Source organism: Neobacillus sp. SRL179 (assembly GCF_984799095.1).
Genome location: NZ_OZ481792.1, coordinates 1,021,604 through 1,039,660, shown reverse-complemented (window position 1 = coordinate 1,039,660; position 18,057 = coordinate 1,021,604). Strand labels below are relative to the sequence as shown.

The 18,057-nt window shown below is 40.0% G+C and carries 20 protein-coding genes; 4 read left to right on the top strand and 16 right to left on the bottom strand.

Annotation, left to right across the window (positions count from 1 at the left end):
* Positions 1-308: 308 nt before the first annotated feature.
* The 6 genes from AC4E8C_RS05095 to safA form a co-directional block, all read right to left on the bottom strand.
* Complete coding sequence (locus tag AC4E8C_RS05095) at positions 309-941, bottom strand: response regulator (RefSeq protein ID WP_490210792.1); 633 nt, start codon at positions 939-941, stop codon at positions 309-311.
* On the bottom strand, positions 934-1,989 hold the full coding sequence (locus AC4E8C_RS05090; RefSeq protein WP_490210791.1) for a sensor histidine kinase: 1,056 nt from the start codon (positions 1,987-1,989) through the stop codon (positions 934-936). The genes AC4E8C_RS05095 and AC4E8C_RS05090 overlap by 8 nt, the downstream gene beginning before the upstream one ends.
* Positions 1,986-2,720 carry a cell wall-active antibiotics response protein LiaF gene (gene liaF / locus AC4E8C_RS05085; protein ID WP_490210789.1) on the bottom strand — a complete coding sequence of 245 codons (735 nt, stop codon included), beginning with the start codon at positions 2,718-2,720 and terminating at the stop codon, positions 1,986-1,988. The genes AC4E8C_RS05090 and liaF overlap by 4 nt, the downstream gene beginning before the upstream one ends.
* 165 nt (positions 2,721-2,885) lie before the next feature.
* Complete coding sequence (locus AC4E8C_RS05080) at positions 2,886-3,530, bottom strand: PspA/IM30 family protein (protein WP_490210787.1); 645 nt, start codon at positions 3,528-3,530, stop codon at positions 2,886-2,888.
* A 28-nt stretch (positions 3,531-3,558) separates the two neighbouring features.
* On the bottom strand, positions 3,559-3,903 hold the full coding sequence (locus tag AC4E8C_RS05075; RefSeq protein ID WP_490210785.1) for a lmo0954 family membrane protein: 345 nt from the start codon (positions 3,901-3,903) through the stop codon (positions 3,559-3,561).
* 147 nt (positions 3,904-4,050) lie between these two features.
* Positions 4,051-4,662 carry a SafA/ExsA family spore coat assembly protein gene (gene safA / locus AC4E8C_RS05070; RefSeq protein WP_490210783.1) on the bottom strand — a complete coding sequence of 204 codons (612 nt, stop codon included), beginning with the start codon at positions 4,660-4,662 and terminating at the stop codon, positions 4,051-4,053.
* Positions 4,663-4,760: 98 nt separating this feature from the next.
* On the opposite strand from safA, the gene AC4E8C_RS05065 reads away from it, so the two are divergent.
* From AC4E8C_RS05065 to AC4E8C_RS05055, 3 genes are all read left to right on the top strand, one after another.
* Positions 4,761-5,135, top strand: a complete 375-nt coding sequence (locus tag AC4E8C_RS05065) for a DUF1360 domain-containing protein (protein WP_490210782.1) — start codon at positions 4,761-4,763, stop codon at positions 5,133-5,135.
* Positions 5,136-5,239: 104 nt separating this feature from the next.
* Positions 5,240-5,389, top strand: coding sequence for a hypothetical protein (locus tag AC4E8C_RS05060; protein ID WP_490210780.1), 150 nt, complete (start codon positions 5,240-5,242; stop codon positions 5,387-5,389).
* Positions 5,390-5,532: 143 nt separating this feature from the next.
* Positions 5,533-7,065: an FAD-dependent oxidoreductase gene (locus AC4E8C_RS05055; RefSeq protein WP_490210779.1), complete on the top strand. Its 1,533-nt coding sequence runs from the start codon at positions 5,533-5,535 to the stop codon at positions 7,063-7,065.
* Between the two features lie 45 nt (positions 7,066-7,110).
* Here AC4E8C_RS05055 and AC4E8C_RS05050 read toward each other — a convergent pair whose 3' ends face one another.
* The 5 genes from AC4E8C_RS05050 to AC4E8C_RS05030 form a co-directional block, all read right to left on the bottom strand.
* A complete protein-coding gene (locus tag AC4E8C_RS05050) occupies positions 7,111-7,245 on the bottom strand; it encodes a hypothetical protein (RefSeq protein WP_490210777.1) in 135 nt (44 codons plus the stop codon).
* A 54-nt stretch (positions 7,246-7,299) separates the two neighbouring features.
* Entirely contained in the window at positions 7,300-8,769 is a 1,470-nt protein-coding gene (locus tag AC4E8C_RS05045) for an amidase family protein (RefSeq protein WP_490210776.1), read from the bottom strand.
* A gap of 99 nt (positions 8,770-8,868) precedes the next feature.
* Positions 8,869-10,014, bottom strand: coding sequence for a DEAD/DEAH box helicase (locus tag AC4E8C_RS05040; protein WP_490210775.1), 1,146 nt, complete (start codon positions 10,012-10,014; stop codon positions 8,869-8,871).
* Between the two features lie 154 nt (positions 10,015-10,168).
* A complete protein-coding gene (locus AC4E8C_RS05035; protein WP_490210773.1) occupies positions 10,169-10,468 on the bottom strand; it encodes a DUF5658 family protein in 300 nt (99 codons plus the stop codon).
* A gap of 127 nt (positions 10,469-10,595) precedes the next feature.
* Complete coding sequence (locus AC4E8C_RS05030) at positions 10,596-11,399, bottom strand: MBL fold metallo-hydrolase (RefSeq protein WP_490212476.1); 804 nt, start codon at positions 11,397-11,399, stop codon at positions 10,596-10,598.
* A 308-nt stretch (positions 11,400-11,707) separates the two neighbouring features.
* On the opposite strand from AC4E8C_RS05030, the gene AC4E8C_RS05025 reads away from it, so the two are divergent.
* A complete protein-coding gene (locus tag AC4E8C_RS05025) occupies positions 11,708-12,022 on the top strand; it encodes a hypothetical protein (RefSeq protein WP_490210772.1) in 315 nt (104 codons plus the stop codon).
* Positions 12,023-12,090: 68 nt separating this feature from the next.
* Here the strand turns inward: AC4E8C_RS05025 and AC4E8C_RS05020 are convergent, their stop codons facing one another.
* From AC4E8C_RS05020 to AC4E8C_RS05000, 5 genes are all read right to left on the bottom strand, one after another.
* Positions 12,091-14,064 carry a WG repeat-containing protein gene (locus tag AC4E8C_RS05020; protein WP_490210771.1) on the bottom strand — a complete coding sequence of 658 codons (1,974 nt, stop codon included), beginning with the start codon at positions 14,062-14,064 and terminating at the stop codon, positions 12,091-12,093.
* A 128-nt stretch (positions 14,065-14,192) separates the two neighbouring features.
* Positions 14,193-15,158, bottom strand: coding sequence for an ABC transporter ATP-binding protein (locus tag AC4E8C_RS05015; RefSeq protein ID WP_490210769.1), 966 nt, complete (start codon positions 15,156-15,158; stop codon positions 14,193-14,195).
* Entirely contained in the window at positions 15,155-16,135 is a 981-nt protein-coding gene (locus tag AC4E8C_RS05010; protein WP_490210768.1) for an ABC transporter ATP-binding protein, read from the bottom strand. The genes AC4E8C_RS05015 and AC4E8C_RS05010 overlap by 4 nt, the downstream gene beginning before the upstream one ends.
* A 9-nt stretch (positions 16,136-16,144) precedes the next feature.
* Complete coding sequence (opp4C, locus tag AC4E8C_RS05005) at positions 16,145-17,068, bottom strand: oligopeptide ABC transporter permease (protein WP_490210767.1); 924 nt, start codon at positions 17,066-17,068, stop codon at positions 16,145-16,147.
* Between the two features lie 13 nt (positions 17,069-17,081).
* Complete coding sequence (locus AC4E8C_RS05000) at positions 17,082-18,038, bottom strand: ABC transporter permease (RefSeq protein ID WP_490210765.1); 957 nt, start codon at positions 18,036-18,038, stop codon at positions 17,082-17,084.
* Positions 18,039-18,057: the final 19 nt, after the last annotated feature.

The following is an 18,057-nucleotide window of genomic DNA, read 5'->3' as shown; positions in this document are numbered from 1 at the left end:
CCTCTCACACTGCCCATTGACCGCTTTTTTTCCCTCTCATGGGCACTGTCACCCTCTCACACTGCCCATTGACCGCTTTTTTTCCCTCTCATGGGCACTGTCACCCTCTCACACTGCCCATTGACCGCTTTTTTTCCCTCTCATGGGCACTGTCACCCTCTCACACTGCCCATTGACCGCTTTTTTTCCCTCTCATGGGCACTGTCACCCTCTCACACTGCCCATTGACCGCTTTTTTTCCCTCTCATGGGCACTGTCACCCTCCTGCAAATAAAAAAAGACCTTCGTGGGGAAAGTCTTCTAAAAGATTATTTAATTAACGAATGCTTAAACGCATAAATTACCGCCTGCGTCCGATCTTGGACATTCAACTTGCTTAAAATATTACTAACATGGGTTTTCACCGTTTTCAAAGCGATAAATAATTCATCAGCAATCTCTTGATTGGCTTTCCCCTGGGCCATTAATAATAAAATTTCCAGCTCTCTGCTGGTTAGGTCTTCATGCGGCAAATGAGTATTCTTCTGGCGCATTTTCACCATCATTTTCCCAGTAACTTCAGGTTCTAGTACAGACTGACCGTGGTAGGTAGCGCGGACGGCATTCGCAATTTCACCTGCTTTAGAGGTCTTCAGCATATAACTTGTTGCCCCGGCTTCAAGCGCAGGATAAACCTTTTCATCATCCAGAAAGCTCGTGACAATAATGATCTTCGCTTCTGGCCATTGTTCAATAATTTGTCTGGTAGCTTCAATCCCATCCATTTCTTTCATGACCAAATCCATCAAAATAATATCAGGGCGAAGCTCTAAAGCAAGTTCTACGCCCTTTTTCCCATCGTCTGCCTCACCGACCACTTCAATGTCAGGCTGGGCCGATAAATAAGAGGAAACGCCAATTCTCACCATTTCATGGTCATCCACAAATACTACCCTAATCATTTGTACCATCTCCATTTACCATCACCGGAACTTTTACTTCCAGCCTTGTCCCTTTATTTTTAACACTAATGACTTTTAATGTACCGCCCACTTCAACGGCTCGCTCGTGCATGTTTTGCATGCCATAAGAACCTGCTTTCATCTCATTGACTTCAAAGCCGATTCCATCATCTACAATTCTTAAAATGACAAGATCATCTCGTTTGATCAATAAAACATCTAGTTTACTTGCTTTTGAATGCCTTAGTGTGTTTGAAACAGACTCTTGTAAAATACGGAAAAGATGATCCTCCACACCTTTATCCAACGGAAAATCCTCGGTTTTCCAATTAATATCCATTGTTACTTTCAAAGATAATTCGATTAAAAGCTCTTCAATTCCTTCTTGCAGAGTTTTATTTCTCAAAGCTACTGGGCGCAGATGTAAAAGGAGTGCACGCATTTCCAGTTGCGATTGGTGAATCATTTCTTCTACCAGTTTTAATTGTTTAGCCTCGCGGTCATTTTCTACTTCTGACTGTTGTTTAGTCTCATTAATCGCTGACATCATCATCGAGGCAGCAAATAATTGTTGGCTGACGGAATCATGTAATTCCCGGGCAAGCCTGTTTCGTTCCTGCTCAATAATTCCCTGAATTCTTTCTTCCTGATCTTCAACCTTTTCAGTTGCCAAACGTTGCGATAGCTTAGCTTGTTCTGACATTTGTTTACCGATTTTATCGATCCTTTCGACAATCGCCTGCATTTCCGTAACAGAAGCCTTCCCTTTTGCTTCAGCTGCTCGGCCTTCCTCCAATTGATGCAGGGAGTGTTCAATCGACAGAAATTGTTTTCGCCAAAAAAAGCCGGAAGTACCTCCTAGCAATATACCGATTGCAACACTAAAGGCTGGCACAAAAATAATGATTGGAATATCCATGAAATCTCTCGTCCATAATTCAGACCAGCTCGCTAAGGGGAAAACAAAAATAAGCGCTGTACCGACCATAACAGCAATTAGAAAGGCAAAGCCAACACTCCAGACAATTTGACGCTGGATTGTACTCATATCCGGCTCACCTCTAAATTCCCCACCACAAGCGAAGTGAAAACCTTCACTTTTTGCTCTGACTGTTCATAGGCTGGAGTTTTCAGATGAAAAACTTGATTAAAAAGCTTTGATTCATGGTTGCCAAACACTTTCGTCGAACCTACAATACAAGAATGGTGAATGCTTACTTCAATTTCATACGGGATCAGGATATGAATATTTCCAATGATATTTCGAATAAATATCACTGTTTCCCCTTTCGGCAGCATCGTGTAACTAAGGTCAATGATTGTATCACCAATTCCTGTCTGTATGTTTACGTCTTCCCATTCGTATACCCCCATCGGCGTTTTTTGCTGCCCCAAGAGGATATTTCTAAATAATGGCTCCGTGTTGATCATAGTTTCTTCTTGCTGGCTTGGCTCTAATCCAACAAGTTCAGGCATGATTTTTTTTGGTTGTTTCTTAGCATTTAAAAATTGTATAAAAAAGTGAATTAATATTGCCATTAATAAAAACTTAAAGGTCATCATATTGACAATGCTTAAAATGAAAAAAATTAGTCCTAGGATAAAAAGAAATTTCCCTAGCTTTTTCCCAGCTTTTTTTCTTCCTAAATAAATCATCCCGCCCGCAATAAAAAGAGAGAAAATCAGCCCTCTGTTGAAAAATAAGATCTCCAAAAGCAATATGACGATGCCAACTATGACCAGCCAGCTTATATAATCATTATTTGTCTTTTTAAACATTGGCCACCCTCCCTTTTTATTGCCTTTGGATGATAAACTATATCCATGCTAATATTATTCTCTATGCTCAAAAGGGCGTAGAAGTCTACGCCTTTTTTACCGTCTAGCTATTGCGCCCTCAGTCAAGGCGCTTGCTCTTTTCTTATAGAATACCATTTTTTCCTACTAAATGGACTTGCTTTCATCCAATTTTGTTTCTTTTTCTAGCTGCGCAATTCTTGCATCGATTGTGCTGCGATAAAAGGAACTATTCACTTGATGCTCTAAACGGTCCAAATAGTTTTCAATATCTTTAAACTTTGAGTAGGACTGGTCGGAATATGATTGAGCATCAAGTACTTGGTTCATCCGTAGATTAGCCCGTGTTACATTTTCCCGTCCCATTAATTCCATTCTGCGCAGATGCATATCCTTTAATTTGTGCTGCATTTCTTGATACTTTCTTTCTAATTCCTCAAGCTGCCCTTTTACTTGTTCAAGTGATGCATGTAAGCGGCTGGCCCGTTCTGCATATTGCTGATGCTCGGCTGAAGCAAATTGGTAAAGCTCAGTTTCACCTGCTTTAGAGGCAATCTCAGCTTGGTATTTTCTTTTTTCAGCCAATTCCACTGCTTGATGATATTCTCTTGTAAACTCATCCTTTAAGGTATATTGACGTTCAAGCAGCTTTCTTACTTTATCCGTTTCCTGTTCACATTGGCGAAGGTATTGATTGAGCAAGGCAATTGGGTTTTTCTTTTCTTTTTGGTCAAGCGCCTCGTTTAAATCTGCAGCAATCGTGTTTTTAATTCTTGTAAATAAGTTTGTCATGGTTATTCTCTCCTTTTAAAATTGCTTGTTATTTTTTTAATTCATTCCATTGTCTTTCGAAATTGACGAATGGATCAGACTCTTCGTAGATTTTAGTTTGTTTAGTTTCATTCCACTTTTTATAAACTAGGTATAGGACATAGGCTGCCGCTACACCAATAATGGCGGGCACATGATGGATGGAAGTCATTAATACAATAAATCCAATGATCCCTAACCCAACCTTAGCTAACGTGGATTCAGCTTTTAAAAACTGTTTGAATATGAAGTACAGAAGCACCAAACTTACGAGCAGACCTACCATGGGACCAATGGTTGAAAGCAAGATGATTGCTGCAACACCGCCCGCTAACAGTAAACCAAATTTTTTCATTTTGTTTTTCACTCCTTTTCTTTATCTTGATATCATCTTACCTTTTTTCTTTCATTCCCATAATTGCGCTAGAGCTTGATTTTTATATCGGTCCTAAGACGTAGAAAGGGTCAGTCTCCCATTGGGAGAACTGACCCTTTCTACTTCCTATTTAGAGATAAACATTTGAACCCAATAATGGCCATAGGAGCCGCCCTTAGCGTAGCCTACTCCAATTCGGGTGTTAGAACTTAAGATATTAGCACGGTGCCCAGAGCTGTTCATCCATGACTGTACCACCGCTGTTGGTGTGGTTTGCCCAGCCGCAATGTTTTCTGCTGCAGAACGATAAGAAATCCCAAAATTCTTAATCATGTCAAACGGGCTTCCATAGGTCGGACTTGTATGACTGAAATAGTTTTTGTCCCGCATATCCATGGCTTTATAACGCGCTACCCTTGAAAGTTCCCAATCAGGAGTCATGGCGGACAAGCCATTTTTTGCGCGCTCCTGATTCGTTAACTGAATAACCTGGCTTTCAATTGACTTTATCCCACCCAAATCTGGGATAGTCACTTTCTGCCCTGGATAAATCAGGTTTGGATTTTTAAATTGCGGATTGGCTTGAATAATTTCAGTTATACCGACTTGATACCTGACGGCAATTTTCCAAAGTGAGTCTCCTGGCTGAACAGTATAGATTTGCTGAGCAAAAGAAACACTTGGCAAGCAGAATAATGAAAGAAAGAACAGTAAACTAAACCAAAAAGATTTTTTCATTTTTTCGCCTCCTCCGAATATATAATTTTGATTTCAGGCTCAAAATATACAAGCAACCAAAATATAATTTTTTTAAGGAATTTGGGGAGGAATGAGATTTGAGTGAAATTTCATGGATGACCTATATTATGTTAATACTCGCTAGTTATCGTTTAACCCATTTAATTGTTTTTGATAAAATCACGGAGTTTATTCGAAAGCCGTTTGTTAAAAAAGTTAAGGTGGAAACAGCCGATGGAGTGGAAACAAAGGAAATTCCCACTTCTACGTTTGGCTATTTATTGAAATGTTATTGGTGTGCCGGAGTTTGGAGTGCCATTTTACTGGGCGGGGCCTATTTGCTCTTTCCAAAAGTAACCTTCGTCATTATCTTAATTTTCTCGATTGCTGGCGGCCAATCAATCATTGAGACTTTTGTAGGAGTCAATATAAAAAAGGTCGATTATTATGCAGAACTGAAGAAAAGGGATTAAAATAAAGCATTTATTCATTGGAAGAATTATTCCCCCTTGCGCATATATTTTAGGTAAGCTTGAGACCTTTCTAGACACTCATGCTACAAAAAGGGGGATGAACAATGGCAGCAATTTGGTGGATTACAACCATCGGTTTTGTCCTTTGTTTAGGTTTTGTTGGTGGAATCATCTTCCACTTTCTTCGCGAGTCACTCCATTCAGACGATGCAACACGGATTGATAAAATAAAATCCGACCATGATTCTCAGTAAGACTGTCCCCGAATTCTACTAAAACATTTCATGAACCCTGCCAGGGTTCTTTTTTCATCCCATAAAGTTTCCCAACCTCCACATGTTTTTGTCATTTTAGGGAAAATTACACAAGTGAATATTATGATGGTGGAGGCGAACCTATGAATTCATCGAATCAAAGTGCAAAATTTCCGAGAACGTTTTGGCGTGAAATAGAATTACCCACATTTAATCAATTAGAACAAGATGTATCAGTCGATGTTGCGATTGTTGGAGCAGGAATAACCGGTATAACGGCTGCCTATTTATTGACAAAAGAAGGAAAAAAGGTCGCCATTTTAGAAGCAGGCAATGTCCTAAATGGGACAACCGGTCACACAACCGCTAAGTTAACCGCTCAGCATGGTCTTCTTTATGATGAATTGCTCAATCATTTTGGAAAAGAACAAGCTAGACTTTATTATGAATCCCATATTATGGCCCTCCAGTTTGTTGAAAGTAAAGTGAACGAGAATGGAATCGACTGTGATTTCAGTAAGGAAGATGCTTACATTTATGCAACTACTGATGAATATGCTGACAAGCTTAAAACTGAATGGGAGGCCTATAAAAGTCTTGATATTGATGGGTCTTTAAAGGATACCATTCCCTTTAACATTGAAACGAAAATCGCACTTCAAATGAACAACCAAGCCCAGTATCATCCGCTTAAATTTCTAAAAGGGTTACTAGAGGAAGCTGTAAAGAATGGCTGTACGGTTTATGAAAATACGGTTGCGGAAGACATTGAGGATGATGAATCAGAGCCAAAAGTGATCACTAAGTCTGGACACAGAGTTACCTGCAGTCAGGTGATCATTGCTTCTCATTTCCCTTTCTACGATAAACCTGGGCTTTATTTTGCAAGGATGTACCCTGACCGTTCCTATGCTATTGGGATTAAAACAAATAAAGACTACCCAGGCGGCATGTATATTAGTGCAGATAGCCCTACACGATCAATCCGATACACTCCATTAGAGAATGGCGAAAAGTTATTGATTATTGGCGGGGAAAATCACAAAACAGGTCAGGGAATTGACACATTAAAGCACTTTGAAGCACTCCAAGAATTTGCTGAAAAAACGTTTGGTTTAAAAGAATACCATTACCGTTGGTCTGCCCAGGATATGGTGACATTGGATAAGCTGCCATACATTGGCCCGCTTACCGAGGCGAGGCAAAACGTTTTAGTGGCAACCGGTTACAAAAAATGGGGGATGACAACAGGAATTCTAGCTGGTCATTTGTTGACCGATTATGTTGTCGGGCGCGGTAATCCGTACCATGAACTTTATTCACCATCAAGATTCCATCCCGACCCTGATGTAAAAAGTGCGATCACGACAAATGTCGATGTGGCTAAACATCTTATTAAAGGCAAACTTGAACTTATCGAAAAGGCGCCAGAAGATATTCAGGCTGGCGAAGGTGCCGTTGTCTTGTATAATGGGCAAAGAGCAGGTGCCTATAAGGACGAGAATGGCAAACTTTATATTGTGGATACCACTTGCACACATCTCGGCTGTGAATGTGAATGGAATCATGCTGAAAAATCTTGGGATTGCCCATGCCACGGTTCACGTTATTCCTATGCAGGCGACGTCATCGAAGGTCCAACAAACAAAGCGTTGGAAGTGCTTAAAGAAGGGTAAATTTGAATACATTCAAAAAACGCCTCCTTTTGGAGGCGTACTTTATTATTTGCTATTCGGACGATTTCGTTTTAAATCTTCGCCTGTTGAAAATTCCACTAATTCAGCACTGTTTTTCATGCCCTTTTTACGGTTGTTATTACGCTGGGCATTGGCATTTCCTAATTTTTGTCTTCCCACACTACCATCTCCTTCTCGAAAATGTAATGTTAGTATCGGTGAAAACTGCCGCAGTTATTCTTCCCTGAGAATAGGTGCTTTCCGGTAACCTGTCAATTGTTCAAATGCAAAGGCTATTTGGATTAGCAATGGTTCACTATACGCAGTACCTGCAAAGGAAATTCCCACCGGTTCTCCCTCTTTCGTATAACCAATTGGGACAGTAATCGTTGGATAACCTGCTTTTGCGCTTATATGCGAGCCTTCGTCACTCGGAATGACAATCACCTTAAGATCCTGACTTTCTAAAGCAAAATCGATTCCCTGCTTGGTTGAATGGTAAGCGTCATACTCCAATGCCTCGATATATGCTTCTTCAGTTAAAGCTCCGCTTGTTTCTTGTGATTCCAATAAAACAGCCTGACCATACTTTAGCATTCTTTCCTTATTCCTTTCATTAAACGCAATAAGGTCCTCCAGCGTTCGAATCGAGACGGAAGGGTGGAGACCATTCAGATAGGCATTTAAATCCGGTTTAAATTCATAGGTTAAAACATCATATTTCCACTCAGCTTTTGCTGACGGAATTTCAATATTCTCGATCACTTCTGCTCCCGAAGTTTTCAGAATCTCCAAAGCCGCATTAACGATTTCTTGCTTTTCTTTACTTAATAAATCTAAAAATCCTTCTGTTGCGATACCAATTCTTTTGCCTTTGAGACCATCTTTTAACAGAAAATCAGTAAAATTTGTTCCCACTAATGGATTTGTTAGCGTAATGGGGTCCGCCTCATCCTGTCCACAAAGACTGCTTAATAAGATGGCGGCATCTTCCACGGTTCTTGCCATCGGCCCTGCTGTATCCTGTGTATGGGCAATTGGAATAATTCCGCGGCGGCTAATGAGACCAACCGTTGGTTTAATTCCGACTAGCGAATTTTGACAGGATGGATTTAAGATTGACCCAGATGTTTCTGTCCCTACTGCAGCAGCCGCAAAATTGGCGGCAATGGCGGCACCGGAACCTGCACTCGAACCGCCTACATCAAATGTTCCCGGTCCATACGGATTGAGGACTTGACCGCCTCTAGAGCTATAGCCGCTTTTCATTCCATAGGCCATGAAATTGGCCCACTCAGTCATATTGGTTTTTCCAAGAATGATGGCACCCGCTTTACGCAATTGCTCCGCAACAAATGAATCCTTTAAGGCAATGGAATCCTTTAAGGCCAGCGAGCCTGCACTTGTATGCATCTTGTCATGTGTATCGATATTATCCTTAATTAAAATGGGAACACCATGTAAGGGGCTTCGTGGTCCAGAGTTCTTTCGCTCCACATCAAGTGCTTCCGCAATGTGCAAGGCATCTGGATTAACCTCAAGGATAGAGTGAATCCCCTTATCAAAAATAGATATTCTATGTAGGTAGATCAGAACAAGTTCTTTAGAACTTAACTCGCCACTCGCTAATTTTTCTTGGATTTGGCTGATGGTCGCCTCTTCAAGCCACTCATCATAGTACTTTTTTAGTTTTGGATCATGCATATTTTTCCCTCCTATTTCATTCTTTACATTCAAGGTTGAGTTGAAAAATCCTCCTTTTATGACAAAAAAGCAGTGGAATTTCTCCCACTGCCGTTTCTCTTATCGTTTTAGTTTTTGATTTCTTTGCTCTTCCGCAACGATTTTCCCTTGATAAAAAACTCGTTTTTGAAGTGGGATTTTCAACTCTCGACAATACCCTTTCAATTCACGTTCTTCACGCTCGGTAACAAGCGAGATTACTGTCCCATTTGCCCCCATTCTTCCTGTCCTGCCAGCTCTGTGTACATATTGGGCAATATCTTTTGGCGAGTCAATCTGGACAACATGGGTTACACCTTGAATATCCAGGCCGCGCGCTGCAATATCTGTCGCGATCAGCATGTTCATTTTCCCATCTCGAAAGGCCTTTAAGGCTGCCTGCCGTTCTAATTTCTTCATGTCACTATGCAAGACACCGATGGATAATTCTTTAAAAAGCAGTTTTTCTTTAAAAACTTGAATCTCGCCAATGTCATTAATAAAGGCAAGAGACTTACTATGTTCTAAACGGGCAATTTTTTCTAAAAGCTTAATTTTATCCCGTGGTTCACAGGAGAGATAAATATGCTCTACATCTCCCGAAGAAGCCATTTCATCTTTTTTAATACGCAAAACCTCGGGTTCATTAATCATTTCTTTGGCTAATTTTTCTGTCGCTGGTTTCATGGTTGCGGAAAATAAGACAACTTGGCGGTCGCTCATCGTGGATTTCACAATTTGTTGTACGGTAGTAAGATGCTCAGGGATCAATAACTGATCTCCTTCATCAAGAACAATCATTTTCACTTCATGCATTTTCACTTTTTTTTGCTTAATGAGCTCTAGTAACCGTCCAGGTGTTGCAAAAATAACATGAGGACGCTTTTTTAATTTTTCTAGCTGCCGCTTCGTGTTTGCCCCGCCAATGATGGACGTTCCTCTAATGGAGCTCCCTTCCGACCACTTTTGAAATTCTTGATAAACCTGCATAACCAGTTCCTGCGAAGAGGCTAATACAACCGCCTGCAGGGAAGGCAGATTAGGATCAATTTTATTTAACAATGGAAGCAAATAAGCCAGCGTCTTACCCGTTCCGGTTGGAGATTCTGCAATGATATCTTTGCCTTCTAAAATTAGTGGGATAGCGGTGTTTTGAATGGATGTCGGTGTTTGAAATCCTGATTTTTGCCAAGCTTCCTGCAAAAAGGGTTTTAATTTGGTTAACATTTTGTACTCCTTTATTAATCGCTCATTTTTATCAAAAGAAATCGGTGATAACAGTTCAGCTTTTGTGCCAGTCTGCACTTCTGCTTTTCTTATTATTTGTTTTTCGATATCGTATTGATACTAACGTATTACATGAAGGGTGTCTAGTTTGGAATTATGAGAAAGTATGAAGGTAGAGGATGATCCAAACCATGTGATAGACAAGAACAGAGAGGTATAGCACACAAGTGGATAGCAGTAATGTTCTCATCTTTCTTTTAAATGGCCTTAGATAAAACAAACCAAGCAGTAACAGGGGAAGTAGAATTTTTATAATATAAAAATAAGACCAGCTTTTTTCAATGAGCAGCTTCATAAAGGGATTCCCTTCATCAACAAACCCAGCAGTAATTCCAAAATGAGTTAGAACGGCATCTAATATACCTGCCACTAACAAAAACATACAAAGTTTCATGGCCCCCTCCTTAATCATCGGTGATTACTCACCAGTCTTTCTAAAAATATATGCGATAATACATTCTTTATTAAGAACAAAATCTGTAAAAAGAAGGGCTGCTTGAAAAAGCAACCTCCACAGCATATTAATTAACATATTTTCCACTATCAGGTCTGGCAATTTCATCAAAATGTTCTACCAAATAGTTAAGATTTTCAGCCAGGTCTTCCCCGCTCATCGGCTGCCCATGTCCAGTTACGGCTATAGCTGGCTTTAATTCTGATAATTTTTTTACGGATTCATAGGCTGCATTCCAGTCCGTAGTATAATATTTCGGAGGGCCACTAATCTCTTGTGTTTGTGTCATCACTTTATAAAGGGATTCCTGCTTCACGGTCACAAAAGCATCTCCGGCAATTAATACACCGTCACTTTCACGGAATAAGGAAATATGTCCGGGACTATGTCCAGGGGTATGAATCCATATCCATCCTGGCATGTTTGGAACAGTCCCATCTTCCGGTAACGGTTGAACATGGGCACTAATATCAATTCCGTGATTTGGGAACATAGGTGACATTTTGGCCACAAGACCACTGTCGACATTCGGATCACCTGGTGGATAATCCTTTTTCCCTGTTAAATAAGGAAGTTCTATCTCATGGGCATAGACTGGGATGTCCCACTCTTCTAACAAGACAGCAATCGACCCCACATGATCGAAATGTCCATGGGTTAATATAATCGCTTTAGGGCTGGCATGCTCTCCAAAACGCTCTTGAACCATACTTTTAATTTCATTTGCTGACCCTGGCATGCCAGTATCAATCAGCACAAATTCCTGGGTCACATTTGGATTTCCAACTAGAACGATATTGACAATTTGATCCGTGTAGCAATATACATCGGGCTGCACTGACATCCCAATCCCACTGCCAATTGAAGTCATTGGAAGAAAGGTTTCCTCAAACTTACTATCCTGCTTATTCTCCAAACTAAATTCCTCCCTTTTTTGTTTATTATTTAACCAGGAAGGAAAAATTATGACAGTGCACTATTTTTCGTTATACTCATCACAAATCTATTATAACGAATAATGACGTTCTTTATAAAATTTTACTTCACAAAAAACCGCTCGACTTGAGCGGAAAAGTTTTTATAATTTCGAAAGGTTTGTGAACATTACGTGCAACTTGATATAACCTTGAGGAAATGGTGATAGAATGACAACAAGATAACAATATATCGGAGTTGAAAATGATGTTTAAGAAAATTCCGTTTCTCGCTTCACTGTTGTTTTTTCTATTAGGGTCAAATGTTTTTGCGGCTTCAAATCAAGAAAAGTATTTATCTAATGTGCAAATAGATCATCATATACAAACTGTTGCTGTGAATACGGTTGTTTCTGCTTCGAAAATTCCAAAGAAGACAGAACAAGCAATATCTCCGACTGAAACCAGTAAAAACGTGGAACCCACGTTTACAGATTACGTGCTCCCCGGTTCTGTTAGTTTATTACTCCTCATAGGGATTGGATGCTATTGGTTCATTTATCGAAGGAAACAGCTATAATAATCAAGCGGGAATCCGAAACGATTCCCGCTCTTATTTTTGAAAAAATGGGCTCGAGTGAACTATTGCTAATGAAATGATTGCCAAAATTCACTATTTACATTGACCAAGTCTTTAATGTCTTCAAAGGGAATTTCAAACGTAGGAAATCCGGCTGCAAAGGCAGCAATTTCATATGGGAGAAAGTAAATGTTTAATCCAGTTTCACTTATAAAAAAAGGCTGGTCTTTTTTTATTCCGTGGTATTCATCAGGAAAGAGAGAAGAAAACTGATCATTGCTGTTCATCTGATCGCTGATTAGTTCACTAATGACTCGTACATAAGGGCTATTAGGCTTAAATAAATCTTTTAGCTGGTATAACGCCCCTGTTTTCAGATTAATATGGGCGTATCTTCTAATTGGCATTCCATGGGCTGCACAGAAAGGGTAATCATACCCGTTTATCTTGATTACCAATAAATTTTTCTTGTAAAAGGTGACTTCAAAATCCCCTGTATAATTGGCTTCCAGCTGTGTATGGGGGGGCACAGGTTCAACTCCGGCCAGCTCTTTTAATGAGGCATTCACTTTTGTTGGCTTTTGTAATCCTTCAATTTGCGGATAATAGACTAAATAATCCTTATTTGGCCTATATTTATGTTCAACAACAGCATAATCTTTATTTAACGGCATCACAGTTGACTGCATCCAGATTACCACACCGTTTTGGTTAAAATACAAAAGACGATTGTCAATTTCACCCTTGATTAAGGTTTTATCAAAGTTTAACCTGCCGCTACCTTTAACGATGGGGAGATGCTCCATCTTCTTTCCGAGCTTATCAATCATAAACGTAAGAGTATCATCGGAAACAGATGCAAGACCATCTTGAAAGTTGGTTATTTCATTAAAGATAAATCCTGTTAAAATATGTCCATTCGCATCGGCTAAAGCATAAATTGACTTCATACAAGACTGCTGCGGGAGAATCTCTTTTCCGATTGCATACCGCTCTTCCTCTAGATACAAGATATGATTATAGTTTGGCTTAATGATAAATTGTCCTTTTCGGTCAATTACACCAAAGAGTTCCCTATTATTTTCAGATAAACTAACAATGGCTTGCCCGCCAATAAATGGCTCTGTACTAGTAAATTGAGGTTTTATGACTGTATTTCCCCGTTCATCAAGATAACCAAATTTCTCCTCGTTCCTTTCCTTATATGCAAGTAAGCCTTGACCATAATTACCTACGAAAGCGTAAGAGTAGGATTGTAATACCTTCCCTGTAAGATCAATTAATTCAAACCTGCCATCTTTTGTTTTTACAACTGCCTTCCCTTGCGTAAACTCACTTGCAGATTCGTAGGAAATGGGAATCACCACGTTGCCTCTTTTATTCAAATATCCGTAGAGGTATTGTCCGTTCTCATTGGTTTCTACTGCCCGCACACGTCCTTCATTATAGTCCCCGACAATAAGCGAATAGGCCTTTTTCGTAACTTCCTTACCACTCTCGTCAATTACCTTAAATCCTTGTTGATCATTCACAATTGCACGGCCTTCTGAAAAGGGATTAATCGTATCATATTTGGGTTTTACAATAAAATACCCACTTGTATCGATTAGACCTGATTTGCCCATCAGACCGATAATGGCTAAACCGTTATCCTGAAAATCCCCAGCAAAATCGTAAATGGCAGTAAGGACAATATTGCCTTTCCCATTCATATATCCCCACTTACTGCCTCCTATTTCATTCATAGTTACTGGAAAAAGATAGACTGATCTGTCTTCGCATGAAGCTCCAAGCTCCTGCATGGCTCTTTTTAAAACCTCATACGGTATAGGAAAATAATGAAAAAAAGATCCATAATAATGTTTCAACACAAATAAATGGCGCTGTTGATGATAGGTAAAAATTCCAAATACCTCATCTATTCCATCCCCATCTATATCCCTCTTTTGAAGTACGGCTTGGTTTCCTTTAAGTTGTATTTCCGCACCCTTTGGGAGACAGGTGGTCACCCATTTAATCAATTCGTGGTTCCTTCCAAACATTACAACACACCCATTTTGCTTTTCTATATATATATGAAAAGGGGTGGGCTAGGTGATTTCCCTGTAATGAGAAATAAAAAGAGACAAAATAAGATTGACCTATTTTGTCTCTTTTAATGAGTATGATGTTAAACGTAATGACACGCAACAAAATGATTTCCGCCCGCATTACGGTAATCAGGTACCTTTTCCGCACAAAGAGCGGTTGCCATGGGGCAACGAGTCCGAAATTTACAGCCTGAAGGGGGATTGATGGGACTGGGAATATCCCCTTTTAAAATAATTCGTTCGCGCTTTGCTGTTGGATCAGGTATTGGTATAGCTGATAGAAGTGCTTTAGTGTAAGGGTGGAGCGGATGATCGAATAACTCCTCTTTCGATGCCAGTTCCACGATATTCCCTAAATACATAATCGCAATCTTGTTGCATAGATGTTCCACCACACTTAAGTCATGCGAGATAAACAAATAGGATAGGCCATTTTCCCTCTGCAGGTCACTAAATAGATTGATAATTTGGGCCTGGATGGATACATCAAGTGCGGCAACAGGTTCATCCATGACAATAAACTCTGGATTTAAGGCCATTGCCCGGGCGATCACGATCCGCTGGCGCTGTCCCCCCGAAAATTCATGCGGATAGCGGTCAATATGAAAAGGAGATAGACCACACTTGTCCATAACTTCTAATACCCGTTCGCGGACTTCCTGTTTAGAAACTAATCCATGCTCGACCATTGCCTCTCCGATGGCTTCGCCTACCCGGATTCTTGGATTTAGGGAACTAAATGGATCCTGAAATACTAATTGTGTCTGAACACGAAGATTACGAAGCTCCTTTTTGGATAAAGAAAAGATATCTTTACCTTTAAATTTTACGTCTCCGTCAGTTTTATCGTGGAGTCGTAAAATTGTTTTACCAATGGTAGACTTACCGCTTCCAGATTCACCAACAAGGCCAAATACTTCACCTTTGTTAATGGTAAAACTAACGCCATCCACTGCCTTCACAGAATCCCCAAATTTCTTAAACATTCCTTTTGAGGAAGAATAATATTTTTTCAGATTAGTAACCTCTAATAATGTTTCGCTCATGCCTTTGCACCATCCTCATATAACCAGCAGGCTGCCTTTTGTCCTTTGTTCATTTCCTTTAATACAGGCTGCTTGACTCGGCAAATATCCATGGCATGTTCACATCGATCAGCGAAGTAACAGGCTTCATGTAAATCCACTAAATTAGGTACTTGCCCTGCAATCGTATATAGACGATCTTTCCGTTCACCAATAACCGGTTTAGCCTTCAACAATCCTTTTGTATACGGGTGCTGTGGATTGGCAAAAAGTTCAAGAACTGGCCCTTCCTCCACCACTTTCCCAGCATACATCACAACGACATAATCAGCCATCTCCGCGACAACGCCAAGATCGTGGGTGATCAACAGGATAGACGTATGAAACTCCGTTTTAATATCACGTAACAAATCCAAAATTTGCGCCTGGATGGTCACGTCAAGAGCAGTTGTTGGTTCATCAGCAATGATAAGTTTCGGATTACAGCTAATGGCAATAGCAATCATGATCCTTTGAAGCATCCCGCCGCTTAATTCATGCGGGTAGAGATTAACGATTTTTTCAGCATTCGGGATACCCAGCATTGTAATAAGTTCCATCGCCTTTTTATAAGCATCCTTCTTACTTAATAATAAATGCTCCTGTATAGGTTCAATCATTTGTTCTCCGATGGTGAAAACTGGGTTTAACGAAGTCATTGGTTCTTGAAAAATCATCCCAATCTCGTTGCCTCTAAGACGACGGATATCCTTTTTATTTAACTTTAGCAAGTTTTTTCCACCAAAGTTTATTTCGCCGCCTTCAACTTTTCCATTTTCAGGAATTAACTGCATTAAAGATAATGCCGTTATACTCTTGCCGCAGCCAGACTCGCCGACAATACAAACCGTTTCCCCTTCACGGATTGCAAAACTGACGTCATTGACTGCCTTAACGACGCCGTTTTCCGTATAAAAATTGGTTTGGAGATGATTTACTTCCAACAGCATCTCATTCATACATAATCCCTACCTTTTCATTTTTGGATCGAGTGCGTCCCGCAGTCCGTCACCTAATAAATTAATGGAAACAACAGTCAGGAAAATAACTGTACCTGGTGGAATCCATAACCATGGCCGTTTCCTAAAGTCCATGAAATTATTTGCCGCATTCATCATATTCCCCCATGATGGGGTGGGTGGAACAACACCTAGACCTAAAAAGCTGAGTGCGGATTCACTCAAAATAGAACCTGCTACATTTAAAGTCGCTACCACAAGTAGAAGCGGCACAGTATTTGGAATTAAATGGTGCAAAATTTTTCGACGATCACTTAAACCAAGAACCTCTGTTGCTTGCATATATGGCTGTTCCTTTAAAGATAAAATTTGTCCTCTAACTAAACGGGCTAGACCAGGCCAGCCAACAAAGCTAAGCATAATCATAATAATATAAAGGCGGTATTCAGCTGGAACTTTCCATTCTGATAAAATGGCTGCCAAAATCAAGAGAAGCGGTAAGCCGGGGATAGACATCAAAATATCAGCGATGCGCATGATGACCATATCGATAATGCCCCGGTAAAACCCAGATATAGCCCCTAATAAAGAACCTATTAAAACTGATAAAAACATTGCCGCAATCCCAATGGTTAACGAGATTTGTCCTGCCATCATTAATCTTGTTAAGACATCCCGACCATAATTATCTGTACCAAGCCAATGAGCACTGCTTGGCGGCTGATTCATATCCGCTATATTCGTCCTATCAAGAATGTACGGAGAAAAATGCGGACCGATAAAACTAAGTAAAAACATAAACAGTAAAAAGAAGAAGCTCACCATCGCTAGTTTATTCTTTTTTAAACGTCGATACGTTTGCTTCCATAGTGAAGGTGATTTTACGACTGTTTTCGTCTTTTGGTTTTTAATAATGGGATTTTGTGCTTCCACACTATCTCCCTCCCTATTTCAATCTAATTCGTGGATCGACAGCTGCGTAAGTGACATCTGCTAAAAAATTTCCGATGATCGTTAAACAGGATAAAAACATCGTGAAGGCCATTAAAACTGGGTAATCACGGAAACTGACTGATTCCACCTGTATTCTTCCAACCCCAGGCCAATTGAAAATTTGTTCCATTATAATTGCCCCAGAAAAAAGACCCGGCAATTCAAAAGCAAGCAAGGTAATCGCAGGAAGAATAGCATTCTTTAAAGCATGTTTAAAAATAACCACACGTTCCTTCAGTCCTTTAGCCCGTGCTGTTCGTATATAGTCCTGGCGGATAACTTCAAGCATTCCTGTCCGGAAATATCGGGTTAATGAACCAATGCTAAGAAGTGTTAGAATGATGACCGGCAAGATCATATGCTTCCCAACTTCAAGCAGGTAGGCCCACCCCGTACTATTACTGCCTGTATCAATCATCCCGCCAATTGGCAAGATTTGAAGGTCGACTCCAAACCATTTAATAAATAATAAACTTATAAAAAAGGATGGAAATGACATAGCCGCAAATACAAAAAAGGTAACAAGACCATCAAACCAAGAGTATTGCTTGATTGCCGAGAAAACACCCGTTACTAAGGCAATGGACCAAGTTAGCAGTAATGCAAGGATGGCTACAAAAAAGGAATTCCAAACATATTTATTTAACAGCGATAATACCTTCTCCTGATGCTTTAATGAATAGCCAAAATCACCGTGTAAAGCATTTCCAAGCCATGTAATATATCTCTGTAATACTGGCTGGTCTAACCCATAGAGTGCTTTTAGTTCCTGAGCCCTTTGCGGTGTTAAGCTGATATTAGAATCAATGTAGTCACCCGGCAGCATGGCAAACAAGAAGAATATGATAAATGATGTTCCGAATAAAATCACAATCATTTGTAAAAAACGTTGTAAAACATACTGTTTCATTTATTCTCCTCCACAAGAA